At 70.8% G+C, this 14,366-nt stretch carries 11 protein-coding genes and 1 pseudogene; 6 read left to right on the top strand and 6 right to left on the bottom strand.

Annotated features, from left to right (window positions below; translation table 11 throughout):
• Window positions 1–37 precede the first annotated feature (37 nt).
• Together K5L01_RS14970 and K5L01_RS05155 are read right to left on the bottom strand one after the other, a co-directional pair.
• A pseudogene (locus tag K5L01_RS14970) lies at window positions 38–1,705 on the bottom strand (efflux RND transporter permease subunit); the annotation flags it as partial.
• Window positions 1,702–2,832: an efflux RND transporter periplasmic adaptor subunit gene (locus tag K5L01_RS05155; RefSeq protein ID WP_250062521.1), complete on the bottom strand. Its 1,131-nt coding sequence runs from the start codon at window positions 2,830–2,832 to the stop codon at window positions 1,702–1,704. The pseudogene K5L01_RS14970 and the gene K5L01_RS05155, both read right to left, overlap by 4 nt.
• A 201-nt stretch (window positions 2,833–3,033) precedes the next feature.
• Here K5L01_RS05155 and K5L01_RS05160 point away from each other — a divergent pair, with 201 nt between their 5' ends.
• Window positions 3,034–3,387, top strand: coding sequence for a c-type cytochrome (locus K5L01_RS05160; RefSeq protein ID WP_250062523.1), 354 nt, complete (start codon window positions 3,034–3,036; stop codon window positions 3,385–3,387).
• 9 nt (window positions 3,388–3,396) lie between these two features.
• A complete protein-coding gene (locus K5L01_RS05165) occupies window positions 3,397–3,840 on the top strand; it encodes a c-type cytochrome (RefSeq protein WP_250062525.1) in 444 nt (147 codons plus the stop codon).
• Between the two features lie 329 nt (window positions 3,841–4,169).
• On the opposite strand, the gene K5L01_RS05170 is transcribed toward K5L01_RS05165, so the two are convergent.
• Entirely contained in the window at window positions 4,170–5,885 is a 1,716-nt protein-coding gene (locus tag K5L01_RS05170) for a hypothetical protein (protein WP_250062527.1), read from the bottom strand.
• Window positions 5,886–5,903: 18 nt separating this feature from the next.
• Window positions 5,904–6,503 carry an NfuA family Fe-S biogenesis protein gene (locus K5L01_RS05175; RefSeq protein ID WP_250062529.1) on the bottom strand — a complete coding sequence of 200 codons (600 nt, stop codon included), beginning with the start codon at window positions 6,501–6,503 and terminating at the stop codon, window positions 5,904–5,906.
• Window positions 6,504–6,594: 91 nt separating this feature from the next.
• Here K5L01_RS05175 and K5L01_RS05180 point away from each other — a divergent pair, with 91 nt between their 5' ends.
• The 3 genes from K5L01_RS05180 to zupT are packed head-to-tail and all read left to right on the top strand — an operon-like array spanning window position 6,595 to window position 8,191.
• Window positions 6,595–6,939 (top strand): 4a-hydroxytetrahydrobiopterin dehydratase, encoded by a 345-nt coding sequence (locus K5L01_RS05180; RefSeq protein ID WP_250062531.1) that lies wholly within the window; start codon window positions 6,595–6,597, stop codon window positions 6,937–6,939.
• A 1-nt stretch (window position 6,940) separates the two neighbouring features.
• Window positions 6,941–7,354 carry an energy transducer TonB gene (locus K5L01_RS05185; RefSeq protein WP_250062533.1) on the top strand — a complete coding sequence of 138 codons (414 nt, stop codon included), beginning with the start codon at window positions 6,941–6,943 and terminating at the stop codon, window positions 7,352–7,354.
• A gap of 27 nt (window positions 7,355–7,381) precedes the next feature.
• Complete coding sequence (zupT, locus tag K5L01_RS05190; protein ID WP_250062535.1) at window positions 7,382–8,191, top strand: zinc transporter ZupT; 810 nt, start codon at window positions 7,382–7,384, stop codon at window positions 8,189–8,191.
• A gap of 72 nt (window positions 8,192–8,263) precedes the next feature.
• Here the strand turns inward: zupT and K5L01_RS05195 are convergent, their stop codons facing one another.
• Window positions 8,264–9,250 carry an RluA family pseudouridine synthase gene (locus K5L01_RS05195; RefSeq protein WP_250062537.1) on the bottom strand — a complete coding sequence of 329 codons (987 nt, stop codon included), beginning with the start codon at window positions 9,248–9,250 and terminating at the stop codon, window positions 8,264–8,266.
• A gap of 409 nt (window positions 9,251–9,659) precedes the next feature.
• Here K5L01_RS05195 and K5L01_RS05200 point away from each other — a divergent pair, with 409 nt between their 5' ends.
• Entirely contained in the window at window positions 9,660–12,839 is a 3,180-nt protein-coding gene (locus K5L01_RS05200; RefSeq protein WP_250062539.1) for an Rne/Rng family ribonuclease, read from the top strand.
• A 633-nt stretch (window positions 12,840–13,472) separates the two neighbouring features.
• Here the strand turns inward: K5L01_RS05200 and htpX are convergent.
• A complete protein-coding gene (gene htpX / locus K5L01_RS05205) occupies window positions 13,473–14,336 on the bottom strand; it encodes a protease HtpX (protein WP_250062541.1) in 864 nt (287 codons plus the stop codon).
• Window positions 14,337–14,366: the final 30 nt, after the last annotated feature.

Genomic DNA, 14,366 nt, shown 5'->3' on the forward strand with positions numbered 1-14,366 from the left:
GCGCCTGCCAGCGCGACCCCGGCTTCCAGGGCTGGCGCGGCGGCTCGGCCGGAAAGGCCAACGGCGGGCGGCCCTTCAACGCGCTCAGCATCGGGATCAGGGTCATCGACACCACCAACGACACCGCGATGGCGATCGACACCGTCAACGCCTGGTCGCGGAACAGCTGGCCGGCGATGCCCTCGACGAACACCAGCGGCAGGAACACCGCGATCGTGGTCAGCGTCGAGGCGACCACCGCCATGAACACCTCGCGGGTACCCTTGATCGCCGCTTCCAGGATGCCCATGCCGCGCTCGCGCGCCTTGGCGATCGACTCCAGCACCACGATCGAATCGTCCACCACCAGGCCGGTGGCCAACGCCAGTCCACCCAGCGACATCACGTTCAGGCTCAGCCCCAGCTGCCCCATGAAGAAGAACGTGGCGATGATCGAGATCGGCAGCGACAGCGAGATCACGAACGTGCTCCAGGCATCGCGCAGGAACAGGAAGATGATCAGGACCGACAGCAGCCCGCCGATCACCGCGTCCACCTTCACGTCCTTGATCGCATGGCGGATGAACACCGACTGGTCCTCCACCACCGTCATCTCGATGTCGCGCGGCATCTGCTTGCGGATCGCCGCCAGCTTCGCCTCCAGCGCATCGGCGGTGGCCACGGTGTTGGCGTCGCCCTCCTTGTAGACCGCCAGCTCCACCGCCTCGTGGCCGCCGGCACGGATCACCGCCTCGCGCTCCTTGTAACCCTGGCGCACCTCGGCCACGTCCTTCAAGCGTACCGGCGACGTACCGCCGCCGCTGCCGTCGCTGCGCAGCGCGGCGATCACGTTGGGATCGCGGCTGCCCAGGATCGCGGTCATCAGCTGGCGGTTCTCGCCGGTCGACGAGGCACTGGCGCCGGCGCCGGTGTTGAGCAGCAGCTCGCGCATCTGCTCGACCGTGGCGAACTGGTTGACGGTACGCACCAGGTAGCGCTGCGACCCCTCCTCCAGGCGGCCGCCGGACAGGTTCACGTTCTCCTGCTGGAGGCGCTGGATCACGTCGTCCAGCGACAGGCCCAGCTGCGCCAGCTTGCGCTGGTCGATGTCCACCTGGACTTCGTCCTCCAGGCCACCGCCCACCTTGACCGCGGCCACCCCGCTGACCGGCTCCAGCTTGCGCTTGAGGTCCTCGTCGGCGTAGCGGCGCAGCTCCATCAGCCGGCGCACCGCATCGTCCTCGTTGCCCGCCTCCTGCCGCGACGACAGCGCCAGCCGCATGATCGGCTGGGTCGAGGGGTTGAAGCGCAGCAGCACCGGCGGCTTGGCCTCCAGCGGCAGCTGCAGCGTCTCCATCTTGTCGCGCACGTCCAGCCCGGCCTGCTGCATGTCCGTGCCCCAGGCGAACTCCAGGACCACGTCGCTCTGCCCGGTGCGTGAGATCGACTTGAGCTTGCGCAGCCCCTTGACGATGCCCAGCGCCTCCTCGGCCGGCTGCGAGATCAGCGTTTCCACCTCCGCCGGCGCCGCGCCCTCGTAGTCGGTGCGCACGGTCAGCGTGGGATAGCTCAGGTCCGGCAGCAGCTCGACCTTCAGGCTGGACAGCGAGATGAGCCCGAACAGCACCAGGGTCAGCGTCATCATCGCGATGGTGACGCGGCGGCGGGTGGCGAATTCGATCAGGTCGAAACCACCGCCGGGAACCGGCGGAACGGGCGTGCTCATCGCGCCGCCGCCGGCGCGGACGGGGCCACTGCCGCGTCCGTCTCCGATGCCTTGCCGATCACCTGCACCGCACTGCCTTCGCGGAGCGCGGCCTTGCCGGCGACCACGACCTCATCGCCCTCGCCCAGGCCCTCGCGCACTTCCACCCAGCCCGAGTCGTCATAGCCCAGGACCAGCTCGGTGCGTACCGCGCGGCCCTCCCGCACCACGTACACCGCCGGCTTGCCGCCGTCCTCCAGCAGCGCGTTGCGCGGCACCACCAGGGCGTCGGCGCGCTGGTCGTAATTGATGCTCAGGCGGCTGAACATGCCCGCCTGCAGCTCCTGGTCGCCGGCGAAGCCGGCCACCACGCGGAAAGTGCCCGAGCCGGTGTCGACCACCGGCGCGACCCGGTCCACCGTGCCGGCGAAGGTCTTCCCGGGCAGCGCATCCACCTGCAGCGACACCGCCTGCCCGGGCTTGAGTTTCGCGATCTCGCGCTCGGGTACGTTGAGCGTCGCCTCCAGGCGGCTGCCATCGACGATGCGGATGATCGGCGAGTTGATCTGCACGAAGTTGCCGGGCTTGATGTCCCGCGAAGCGACCACCCCAGCGATCGGCGCCAGCACCGTGGTGTAGGACAGCTCCAGGACCGCCATGCGGTGCAGGGCGCGCGCGTTCTCCAGGTCGTAGCGCAGCTGGTCGACATCGGCGGCACTGACCAGTTGCTGCTGCACCAGCTTCTCGGCGCGGCGGTAACTGTTCTCCAGCTTGTGCATCTGCGCCTCGCTCTGCGCGACGCTCAAGCGCGCGCGGTCCGGGTCCAGCCGCGCCAGCGGCTGCCCCGCACGGACCTGCTGGCCTTCTTCCACCAGCACCTCCAGCGCTACCCCGGACGTCTTGGCGACCACCTGGGATTCGGCCCGCGCCTCCAGCGACGCGGTGCCGGCGTAGCTGGCGGCGATCCCGCGGCGCGACGCCTTGGCCACTTCAACCAGTACCGCATCGGCGCCCTTCTGTGCGTCCGGTGTCGCGGCGCCGGCCGTGTCGCCGCCGGCCTTGCAGCCGCCGAGCAGCAGGGCCGCGGCGACCAGGAAAGCGGCGGTGCGGCGTCCGCTGCCGCAGGGCGTAGGGAGGAATGGCGACATCGTGGGTCCTTGAGGATGCAGTGACTGGTGTTATAGCAAAGTATTGCACCACCCCACGAGGACACCATGCGCCAAAGGTCATGCCCGCATGCCGCGGCGCACAACCATGAACAGTTCCGAACCGGTGAATACGCGGGCTATACTCGGCCCGTTCCGTGCCCCCGGCGGAACCACCAGACCCGCACCACGGACAAGGAAACCATGCGCCCGCAGCCGCTCGCCGCTTGTCTTGCCCTGGCTTTCGCCCTTCCGGTGGCGTACGCAACAGCCAGCCCGCAGTCTGAAACATCCACCGCCGCCACGACCGGCGATGTCGAGAACGGCCGCATGCTGGCCTACACCTGCCAGGGCTGCCACGGCCTGACCGGCTACAAGAACGCCTACCCCAGCTACCGTGTCCCGAAGATCGGCGGGCAGTCGGCGCAGTACCTCACGCAGGCCCTGAACGAATACCGCGAGGGCAAGCGCAAGCACCCGACCATGCAGGCGCAGTCCACGAGCTTCGGTGCGCAGGACATCGCCGACCTCGCCGCCTACCTCTCCACCCTCAAGTAGGCACCGCCCATGTCGAAAGCCAAGCACGCCCTGCGTCTCGCCATCGCCCTGTCCGTCGCCTGCGCACTGGCGGCCTGCTCGCAGCCGGAAGGCGACTCCTCCGGCCGGTCCGCGGCCGAGCCCGGCCACGGCAGCTCCTCCGCCGGCCTGCCGCAGGGACGCATCGCCGCCGGCGAACGCCTGGCCAACGCCAAGGGACAGGCCACCGGGCAGAGCTGCATCGACTGCCATGGCGCCGACGGCAACGCGCCCATCGACCCCAGCTATCCCAAGCTCGGCGGCCAGTACGGCGACTACCTCGCGCATGCCCTGCAGGCCTACCGCAGCGGCGACCGCGAACAGGTGCTGATGACGCCGCAGGCCGCCGACCTCAGCGACCAGGATATCGCCGACCTCGCGGCCTATTTCGGTGCGCGGCCGAGCCAGCTGCGCGATCTGCACGGTTTGAAGTGATCGCATCGCGCCGACACGCCCGTGCCGGCACCATTGACGGCCCCCTTCCTGGGGCAGCAATGGCCGCATCGCCGCCGCCATCCCTCAGGAGATTGGCGGTCACCTCGCTTGTTCCGCTGTGGGCGAGCTTTGCCGGTTCCCTCTGCATCCACGCTCGTCCCGACATGGCCAGGACCGATCCGGCATGGGTCGGCCCCGCCGCAGTGGTCGGCGCCCCCGCGCTTCTGGTCTGCGTGATGCTCCTGACGCCCGCCGTAGCGCGCGCCATCCGGCGCGGCAGGACTCCCTAGAAATCCACTTTCAATGCAGTGGATCGGGCACGGCGCCGCTCAACGGCTGCCGTTGTCGTCCTGCAGCTCCTTCTTGAACGGGATGTCCGGCGGCGGCCGTGCGCCGGCCTTCTGTTCCTGCATGTTGGGGTCGCTCAGGCCGCAACCGCCCCCGAACTGCAGGATCGACACCACGCAGGAAATGCGGGTGCCGGTCCCCGGAATCGGGATTTCGATGCTCTTGATGCCCTTGCGCACCCATTCGGCCAGCAGCGATTCGTTGGGTACCCAGTACTTGTCGAACGAGGTCGGCGCATGGTCGTAGGGAGGCCGCTTGAGCCAGGTGCCGGCACGGTCGATCTGCTCGCGGCTCCAGCCATCGGCATCGCTGCCCGGCGCGCCGCGCGTGGCCGGCGGCCCCTCCTGACGGTCGCCCTCGCCGGCCAGGCGCACGCTGCCGTCGGCGTTGAACAGGCCGGGCCCCTGCGCGGCGGCCGCACCGGAATCACCTGCCACATTCCGCTCCGCGGCCCCCCAGTCATCAGAGCGCTGCGGCGTGGCCCATCCACCACTGCGGTCCTGGGCGCGCGGCCCGGCCCCCGGACTGCGGCCGGGGTCCCGCGCCGCCTCGGTGGCCGGCGTCGCCGCCTGCCCCCGACCGTCGGTCGCCTGTGCCACGCCCGCCAGCGGCGCCGGGGCCGCGGCCTTGCCGGCAACCGCCGGCAACGTCCGCTCGCGCACGGTGATGTCCTTGGCCCCGATGCGGAGGCTGTCCTCCCGCTCCGGCAGCGTCGCCATCGCCACGTCCTGGCGCGGCGCGGTCTCGATCTGCCGCTCGCGCACCGTCGGCTGCGGGCGCGTCAGCCGCAGGTCCGGTTCGCGTGGCCGGACCTGCGCCATCACCACCGGCGACGGCTGCGGCACCTCGACCTGCCGTTCGCGTACCTGCACCTGCGGCATGGCCGGCGCCCGGGGCGCGACCTCGCGCATCGGCACGGCGCGCGTGGGCACCGGCGACGGCAGCACCGGCGCCACCGGGCGCTCGCGCACCTCCAGCTCGCGCATCGCCAACGGCGCGGGCTCGACGCTGGGCTGCGGCAGGACGAACGAGGTGGTCGGCCGTGGCACATCGGTCACCTGCAGCGGCTGCTCCGCCATGGCCTGCGGCTCGGCGGCCGCAGGGTCCTGCGGGACCGGCGTATCGGTGCCGGCCACCGCCACGGCGGACGCGGACGCGGATGCAGGCGGCTGGGCAGGCGGCGCGGCCGCCGCGGCCGGCGCAGACGATGCCGCGCGCTCCTGTGCGGGTGCCGCGGCACCGGCCGCCGGCGCCCCCCCGCCCTCGTCCAGCGGCGTGCCGCGGCCGACATACTGCACCTGCACCCGCTCCCCCGCCGCCTCCCCGGCCGGCGGATGGCTGCGCACCAGCGCCACCCACACCAGCAACAGGGCGAACAGCAGGTGCAGCGCGGCGCTGCACAGCGCCGAGACCGCCCGGATCCGGCGCTGGTCGGACCGCGGCGGATCGCCTCCGGCCCACCGCAGCACGTACAGCAGCGCCCGGGGAAACGGCAGCAGCGTGCCGCCGGCAGGCACCGCCGGCGGGCGCGGCGCCGCCGCGGCCGCGTCCGCCGCGCTGAACGCCGAGGGTGCGCTGGCCGCGCAACCACGCAGCCAAGCGCTCCAGCTGTAGGGAAAACCGGTGCGGCGATCGTGCAGAATGCTGGCCTGCCCCCGCGCGGCCAGCAGTGCGATCAGGTCGGCAACGCGCGTCACCGGCACGCGGGAAGTCGCTCAGCCCGCGCTGTCGCGCGGGATGTAGGGCGCCTGGCCACTGGCGTGGTCGGTCGCATCGCGCACGGCAGTCACGCCGGGCACCCGTCCCATCAAGGTCTTCTCGATCCCCTGCTTCAAGGTCACGTCAGCCATTCCGCAGCCATGGCAACCGCCGCCGAAACGCAGCAGCACCACACCGTCGGCGGAGACTTCCTGCACCGCCACGCGGCCGCCGTGGGAGGCCAGCTGCGGGTTGATCTCGTTCTCGATGACCCAGTGCACGCGCTCGACCATGGACGCCGCCTCGCCCGGCGCCTCGCCCTTGATCCGGGGCGCCTTGATGGTCAGCTGCTGGGTGCCGGCCGCCTGCGCGACATAGTCGATCTCGGCGCCTTCCAGCCATGCCACGCTGGAGGCCGACACATAAAGCGTGAAGCCGTCGCAGTCCACGGCCCATTCATCGCCCTGCAGCTCCGCCGGCTCGGCGAACTCCAGGCGCGCATCGGCACGCGGCGTGCCCGGCTCGACCGCGCTCAGCCGCACCCCCATGCCGGGGATGGCCTCGCGCTCGATCAGCTTGCGGAAATGGCGCTGTGCGGTATCTGAAATCTGGATCATGCAGGGTATTCTAGCCGTGTCTTGGCTGCTGCTGATGGGATACAGATTCCATGTGCGAGGCCGTTAAGTCCCTGTCGACGGAGATACCGCCATGACCGACCTGATTCCCCTCGCGCAGGCCCGCTGCGTGCCGCGCAAGGGCAGCGAACACCGCCTGGGCGAGGCGCGCAGGAGCGAGCTGCTGCCGCAGGTCCCCGGCTGGGCGCTAGCCGAGGACGGCCACGCGCTGGTCCGTACGTTCCGTTTCGACGATTACCACGGCACCCTGGCGTTCGTGAACGCGCTGGCCTGGATCGCCCACCGTGAAGACCACCACCCCGACCTCGGCGTGCACTACGACCGCGCGGTGGTGCGCTTCTCCACCCACGACGTGGGCGGGCTGAGCGAGAACGATTTCATCTGTGCCGCCAAGGCATCCGCACTCGTGGAGCAATGACATGAAAGCGCACCTCCTGCTGGGTTCCCTCGCCGCTGCCGCGGCTCTCGCCGCCTGCGGTCCCTCCGGCCCCGCCACGCCGGTGGTCGCCCCCACCGAGGTGGCGGCCTTGCAGACCCCGCCGCCGGACTACCCGGTCGAGCTGGCCTGCAGCGGCGTGGGCGGCCAGAGCGTGCTCAAGGTCGTGGTCGGCCCGGAAGGCGCCCCCACCGACGTCGCCCTGCAGGCCAGCAGCGGCAACAGCCAGCTGGACGACGCCGCGATCCAGCGCGTGCGCGAATGGAAGTTCAAGGCCGCCACGCGCAACGGCCAGGCGGTGGCCACCACCATCCAGGTGCCGGTGAGCTTCCGCCCGCCCACTCCGAAGCCGGACGAATGCTTCGCCATCGAGGAACGCATGCGGCGCGGAGGCTGACCCTCCCCTCCCGCGAGCGCCCCCCCGATGCCCGTGATCACCACCGAAAACCTATGGATCGCCTTCGGGCTGACGCTCGCCGCCGGCCTGGCCACCGCCATCGGCAGCCTGATGGTGCTGTTCTCCCGACGCCCCGACCCGCGCCTGCTCGCGTTCGGGCTGGCCTTCGCCGGTGGCGCGATGGTCTACGTGTCGCTGTCGGAGATCCTCAACAAGTCCGTCGAATCGTTCACCCTGGCCCATGGCGAGCGCCTGGGCTTCACCTACGGCACCCTCTCCTTCCTGGCCGGCGTGGTGCTGATCGTCGCCATCGACCACCTCATCCCCAACCCCCACGAAAGCCTGGATGCGCAGGATCCGCTGTTCCGCGAAGACAACCGCGGCTACATCCGGCGGGTCGGGCTGCTGACCGCCATCGCGATCACCGCGCACAACTTCCCCGAAGGCCTGGCCACCTTCTTCGCGACCCTGGAAAGCCCGTCGGTGGGCATGCCGCTGGCATTCGCCATCGCCATCCACAACATTCCCGAAGGCATCGCCATCGCAGTCCCGGTGTATTTCGCCACCGGCAACAAGTTCTACGCGTTCTGCGCCAGCCTGCTGTCCGGGCTGGCCGAGCCGGTCGGCGCGGCCCTGGGCTATATCGCCCTGGCCGGCTCGCTCTCGCACAGCACCTTCGGCATCGTGTTCGGAATGATCGCCGGGGTCATGGTGTTCCTGGCCCTGGACGAGCTGCTGCCCGCGGCGAAGCGCTATGCCCGCGGACACGAGACGGTGTACGGGCTGGTGACCGGCATGGCGACCCTGGCGATCAGCCTGGTGCTGTTCAAGTGGTGAGGGACGTGCCGGCCCCAGGCCGGCAGCCTCGCACCACGGAACACCCCCGCGGCAGCCGGCCAGCGGCCGGCACTACCCCAGCCGATCCAGTGCCTCGGCCAGTTCCGGTGCCAGCGGTGCGTTGAGCACATAGGGCACCCGGCCGCCGTCCAGGGCGAATTCCAGCGACGCCGCGTGCAGGAACAGCCGCTTCAGGCCGATCTGCTCGCGCAGCCGCTTGTTGACCAGCGGGTCGCCGTACTTGTCGTCGCCGGCCACCGGGTGGCCGATATGCAGGGCATGCACGCGGATCTGGTGGGTGCGCCCGGTCTCGATCCGCACCTCGCAATAGGATTGCCCGCCGCGCCGCTCCAGCACCTTGAAGTGGCTCAGCGACGGTTTGCCGCCCGCATTCACCTGCACATGGCGTTCGCCGCCCTGGCGCAGGCCGACATGCAGCGGCGCGTCCACGCTCATCACGCCGGTCGGCATGCGCCCGGCCAGCAGGGTCAGGTAGCGCTTGCGGATGCCGCCGGGGCCGTTGCCGGCATGGTCCTCGCGCAGCAGGGCCTGCAGCTCGGACAGGGCCGAGCGCTTCTTGGCCATCACCAGCAGCCCGGAGGTATCGCGGTCCAGGCGGTGCACCAGCTCCAGGTTCTGGTCCGGCCGCAGCGCCCGCATGGTTTCGATCGCGCCATGGCTGATGCCGCTGCCGCCATGGCTGGCCACCCCGCTGGGCTTGTTGATGACCAGCAGCCGCGCGTCCTCGAACACGATGGCCTGCTCCATCCGCTGCAGGAAGCCGGTGGGCGGCGGCGTGCGGTCTCCCGCCTCGGCGAGATTCACCGGCGGCACCCGCACTTCCTCGCCGGCCTCCAGCTTGCGCTCGGCCTTCGCGCGGCCCCCGTTCACCCGCACCTGGCCGCTGCGCACGAGCTTGTAGACCAGGCTCCGCGGGGCTCCTTTCAGCTGGCCCAGCAGGAAATTGTCCAGGCGTTGCCCGGCCCGGTCTTCGGGCACCTTGATCAGGCGCACGCTGGATTTTCCCGTGGACGGGATACGGCGTTCGGAGTCAGTCATCTGCCTGTTTATTCTGCTACACTCGGCGAGCGAGATAAGGGTTTGATTTCGTTGGAAGTTGGTCAGGGCCAGAAGCCCGGCTTCCGACGGATCCGGCACAGTGCGCGGCCACCGCCCCCGGGGCGGCCATGTTAGCGGCTCGTCGGCGCTCCCGGCCATCGCCGGATGCCCAAAGCATCCGTGCTCGACGAAACACATGTCCCGCGCGACGCTCCAGCCCCGGCCGGAGCCGTCGCCGGTCCCGAAACACCTGAAACCAAGAACACAAGCGCTCCCGCGGCCTGCCGTGGTGTCGTAGCGCTGGAAACCCGAGCGGCCCTACCCGCGCCTGCGCGAAGGGCGGCGACCCGTGTCCAGAGGCGAAACGCCATGGCGTTCCGCGCGGTAGCAGCGCGCGAGGAACGCACTAATGAAGCGAATGCTGATCAATGCCACGCAGGCTGAAGAACTGCGCGTGGCCATCGTGGACGGCCAGAACCTGTACGACATCGACATCGAACAGCCGTCCAAGGAACAGAAGAAGTCCAACATCTACAAGGGCCGCATCACCCGGCTCGAGCCCTCCCTGGAAGCCGCGTTCGTCGAATACGGTGGTGAGCGCCACGGCTTCCTGCCGCTGAAGGAAATCTCCCGCGACTACTTCCAGGCCGGCGTCGACCACAACAAGGCCGGCATCCGCGAACTGCTGCGCGAGGGCCAGGAAGTCGTGGTCCAGGTCGACAAGGAGGAACGCGGCAACAAGGGCGCCGCCCTGACCACCTTCATCTCGCTGGCCGGCCGCTACATGGTGCTGATGCCGAACTCGCCGTCGGCCGGCGGCGTCTCGCGCCGCATCGAGGGCGAGGACCGTGCCGCGCTGAAGGACGCGCTGGACAAGCTGAACATCCCCGACGACATGGGCGTGATCATCCGCACCGCCGGCGTCGGCCGCGATGCCGAAGAGCTGCAGTGGGACCTGGACTACCTGCTGCAGGTCTGGCGCTCCATCGCCGAAGCCGCGCTGGCCAAGCCGGCGCCGTTCCTGATCTACCAGGAGTCGCGTCTGATCGTCCGCGCCCTGCGCGACTACCTGCGCGCCGACATCGGCGAGATCCTGGTCGACACCGAAGAACTGTACGAGACCGCGCGCGAGTTCATGCAGCAGGTGATGCCGCAGACCCTGCGCAAGCTCAAGCACTACAAGGACGACATCCCGCTGTTCAACCGCTTCCAGATCGAGTCCCAGATCGAAGCGATCTACGAACGCAACGTGCGCCTGCCCTCCGGCGGCTCGATCGTGGTCGACCAGACCGAAGCGCTGACCGCCGTCGACGTGAACTCGGCCCGCGCCACCAAGGGCAGCGACATCGAGGACACCGCGTTCCAGACCAACCTGGAGGCCGCCGAGGAGGTGGCCCGCCAGCTGCGCCTGCGCGACCTGGGCGGCCTGGTGGTGATCGACTTCATCGACATGTCCTCGAACAAGCACCAGCGCGAAGTCGAGAACCGCCTGCAGAACGCGCTCAAGTACGACCGCGCGCGCGTGCAGCTGGGCCGCATCTCGCGCTTCGGCCTGATGGAGATGAGCCGCCAGCGGCTGCGCCCGAGCCTGGGCGAGTCCAGCCAGACGGTCTGCCCGCGCTGCGACGGCCAGGGCCGCATGCGCAGCGTCGAATCGCTGTCGCTGTCGATCATCCGCGTCGCCGAAGAGCACGCGATGAAGGAGAACACCGGGCAGGTGCTGGTCCAGGCCCCGGTGGAGATCGCCAACTTCCTGCTCAACGAGAAGCGCGGCGCACTGCGCGAGATCGAGCGCCGCCACGATGCGCCGATCATCATCGTCGCCGACGAACAGCTGCACACGCCGCATTACGAAGTCACCCGCCTGCGCGAGAACGAGCTGGGCGAGGAGTCCGGCAAGCCCAGCTACCAGCGCGGCACCCCGCGCAAGCTGCCGGTGCATGCGCTGACCAAGGCGCAGCTGAACATTCCGCCGGCACCGGCGGTCACCCAGGTCAAGCACAGCCAGCCGGCCCCGGTGCGCGAAGCCCCACCGCCGGCGCCCGCACCCGTCGCCCCCCCCGCGCCGGCTCCCGCCGCCGCCGGTGGCGTGGTGGGCTGGTTCAAGCGCGTGTTCGGCGGCGATGCCGCTCCCGCCGCACCGGCACAGCCGCCGCAGCCGCGCCAGGACGGCGGCCGCGGCAGCCGCGGTGAACGGGGCCAGCGCCGCGACGGACGCAACGGCAACACCGGTCCCCAGGGCCGCAACGGCGCCGCCAATGGCGGCCGCCGCGATGAGCAGCGCCGCGACGAGCGCCGCCAGAACGCCGGCAACGCTGCGAACGCCGGCAACGGCCAGCAGCCCACCAAGCAGCGCAACGAGCCGCAGGCGGCGCAGGGCAAGGCCGCCCGCAACGCCGAGCAGCCGCCCCGGGCACCCAAGCCGCCCCGGCAGCCCAAGCCGCAGCAGGATGCCGAGAAGCGCCAGGACCTCGAAAAGATCCCACAGCCCGTGGCCGAGAAGCCGGTACGGCCGTCGGCCGAACCGCAGCGCTCCACGGCCGCCGCCGTGGCCACCGCCGCAACCGCGGCAGCCGTGGTCGGCAGCCACGCGGATGCCGGCGACGAAGCCCGCGTCAAGCTGCCGCACGACGCACTTGACGCCAGTTCCGTGGACACCGCCACCGAGCAGCCGACCGTGGAGCCCAGCGCGGCCACGGCCGACGCCGGCCATCCCGCAGCGGGCACCGAGGATGCCAATGGCGAGGGCGCCAGCCGCCGCCGCCGTGGCCGCCGCGGTGGCCGCCGCCGCCGTCGTGGTGGCGCCGAAGGCAGCACCGGTGCCGACCTCGACGCGCTGAGCGGCGATGACGACGCCGACGATACCGTCGGCGAACCCGTCGAGCGCAGCGCCACCCCTGCCGCCGCACAGCCCGAGTTCGACTTCGACGATGAACCGGCGACCGGCGATGCACCCGCGCACCAGCCCGCGCCGGACACCCCCGCACCCCGCACCCCGAAGGCGCAGGCGCCTGCCGTCAAGCCGCCGGTGGATACCGGCGTCGCGACCGACGCCCGCCAGGAGTCGGTGCCGGCAGCGGAAGCGCCCGCCCCGAGCGTCACGCGGGTCGCCGATGCCGCCGCCGAGCCGCAGGCCGCCGTGGCGCCCCGACAGGCCGCGGCCGGAGAGGCTGGCCAGAGCATGCCGGCCACTGCCGCCGAGCCGGAAGTGGCGCCGGCCATGGAAGCGCCCGCCCGCACTTCGGCCCCGGTCGAGGAGGCCGTAGCGACACCGGCGGTTGTGGAAACGCCCGCCGCTGTGGAAGCGCCGACGGTCGTGGAAGCCCCGGCCACCGTGGAGTCCTCCGCGGCCGTCGCCTCGCCGGCGCCGATCGCAACGCCGGAGCCGGCACTGCCGGAGAACGGCCAGCTCTTCTCCGAAGCGCCCGCTCCCACCGTGCACGCGGCAGGGGACGCCGTGCAGCCGCCGGCAGCCCCCGTCGACGCGCCGGAAACGGCCGAGGTCCAGGCCGAGGACGAGAGCGACGCACCGGCAGCGCCGGGCGACGCGCCCGCCGTCGAGCACGAACAGCGGACCCACGACGCCTGAGCGCACGCATGGCGGCCGCCACGGCGCGGCCGCCATGTCCCCGAGCGCATCGAAGCGCTTCCTCCCTCCCCGCCGGAGGGAGAACGGTCCGGGCCGATGGCCCTCCCCGCATGCCCCTCTGTCGCCGCTCGGCACAGTTGCCCGCGGCACCCGGCTTGCCGATCGACCGACACACGCACGCGCTGCCCGCCATAGATGCCGGTGCCGTCCACGCACCCGCCTGCCCTGTTGCCGCAGCTGCCCGGCTCACCCAACCACTACGACCCCGGCCAGGCCGCCCTCATGCGACCCTGCGCACGGCCGGCACGAATCGCGCTCCGGACAAGGCACCGCGGCGTGGCCGTTCTTCCCTGCCGGCCCGGCCCTTCCTAGCACGACGGCACCGCCCCCGCGCCTGCCACCAGGATGCCGGGATCCCCTGCCGGGCTCCCGCTCACTGCCTCAGCCCGGCGAGCGCGTAGTCCACGACATTCCGCACCGTCATCGGCCGCCACCGCGCCCAGCGGTGCCGCATGCGTCCGCTTCCAGCCGCGCCGGCTGCGCGCATACGACGCACCCACGAAAAACGCCCGGCGTCGAGCCGGGCGTTTTCCTGCAGCCGATGGTGGGGAAGCCGCGTGCGACAGCCGCCTGTCAGGCCTCCGTCGACGCGCGCAGGGCGGCGATCCGCTCTTCCAGCGGCGGATGGCTGAGGAACAGCTTCTTGGTCGCCGCGCCGGCAATGCCGAATGCCGCGATCTGCGTCGGCAGGGTGCTCTGGCCATGGTTGAGCTTCAACCGCTCCAGCGCGGCGATCATCTTCTGGCGGCCCGCCAGGCTGGCGCCACCGGCATCGGCGCGGAACTCGCGGCGACGCGAGAACCACATCGCGATCATCGTCGCGAACAGGCCGAAGACCATCTCCAGCACGAACACGATGATGTAGTAGGCGAAACCGCGGCCACTGTCGCGGTTGCCCGACAGCGCATTGTCGATGACGCCGCCGACCACGCGCGCCAGCACGATCACGAAGGTGTTCAGCACGCCCTGGAGCAGCGCCATGGTGATCATGTCGCCGTTGGCGACGTGCGAGATCTCGTGGCCCAGCACGGCTTCGGCTTCGTCCTCGCTCATGGCGTGCAGCAGGCCGGTGGACACTGCCACCAGCGCGTTGTTGCGGTTGGCGCCGGTGGCGAAGGCGTTGATTTCCGGGCCGTCGTACACCGCCACTTCCGGCATGCCGATGCCCGCCGCCCGCGCCTGGCGCGCCACCGTGTCCAGCAGCCAGCGCTCGGTCGCGTTGCGCGGCTCGCTGATGACCACCGCGCCGGTGCCACGCTTGGCCATGAACTTGGACAGCAGCAGCGAAATGATCGAGCCACCGAAGCCGAAGAGCGCGGCCATCACCAGCAAGCCACTCATCTGCGCGGGATTGACGCCCAGCAGGGACATCACCACGCTCGCCAGGATCAGCACGGCGAAGTTGGTCAACAGGAACAGCCCGATACGGGTAAACATGCGGAGAAGATCCATTTGGACATGGGATGA

This window comes from Stenotrophomonas mori (assembly GCF_023556335.1).
GTDB classification, from domain to species: domain Bacteria; phylum Pseudomonadota; class Gammaproteobacteria; order Xanthomonadales; family Xanthomonadaceae; genus Stenotrophomonas; species Stenotrophomonas mori.

Excerpts from the sequence above, each read along its gene's own strand:
- K5L01_RS05185 (WP_250062533.1), top strand. The coding sequence starts at position 6,941 with ATGAAAGCGCACCTCCTGCTGGGTTCCCTCGCCGCTGCCGCGGCTCTC.
- K5L01_RS05155 (WP_250062521.1), bottom strand. The coding sequence starts at position 2,832 with ATGTCGCCATTCCTCCCTACGCCCTGCGGCAGCGGACGCCGCACCGCC.
- htpX (WP_250062541.1), bottom strand. The coding sequence starts at position 14,336 with ATGTTTACCCGTATCGGGCTGTTCCTGTTGACCAACTTCGCCGTGCTG.
- K5L01_RS05165 (WP_250062525.1), top strand. The coding sequence starts at position 3,397 with ATGTCGAAAGCCAAGCACGCCCTGCGTCTCGCCATCGCCCTGTCCGTC.
- K5L01_RS05160 (WP_250062523.1), top strand. The coding sequence starts at position 3,034 with ATGCGCCCGCAGCCGCTCGCCGCTTGTCTTGCCCTGGCTTTCGCCCTT.
- K5L01_RS05175 (WP_250062529.1), bottom strand. The coding sequence starts at position 6,503 with ATGATCCAGATTTCAGATACCGCACAGCGCCATTTCCGCAAGCTGATC.
- K5L01_RS05200 (WP_250062539.1), top strand. The coding sequence starts at position 9,660 with ATGAAGCGAATGCTGATCAATGCCACGCAGGCTGAAGAACTGCGCGTG.
- zupT (WP_250062535.1), top strand. The coding sequence starts at position 7,382 with ATGCCCGTGATCACCACCGAAAACCTATGGATCGCCTTCGGGCTGACG.
- K5L01_RS05180 (WP_250062531.1), top strand. The coding sequence starts at position 6,595 with ATGACCGACCTGATTCCCCTCGCGCAGGCCCGCTGCGTGCCGCGCAAG.
- K5L01_RS05195 (WP_250062537.1), bottom strand. The coding sequence starts at position 9,250 with ATGACTGACTCCGAACGCCGTATCCCGTCCACGGGAAAATCCAGCGTG.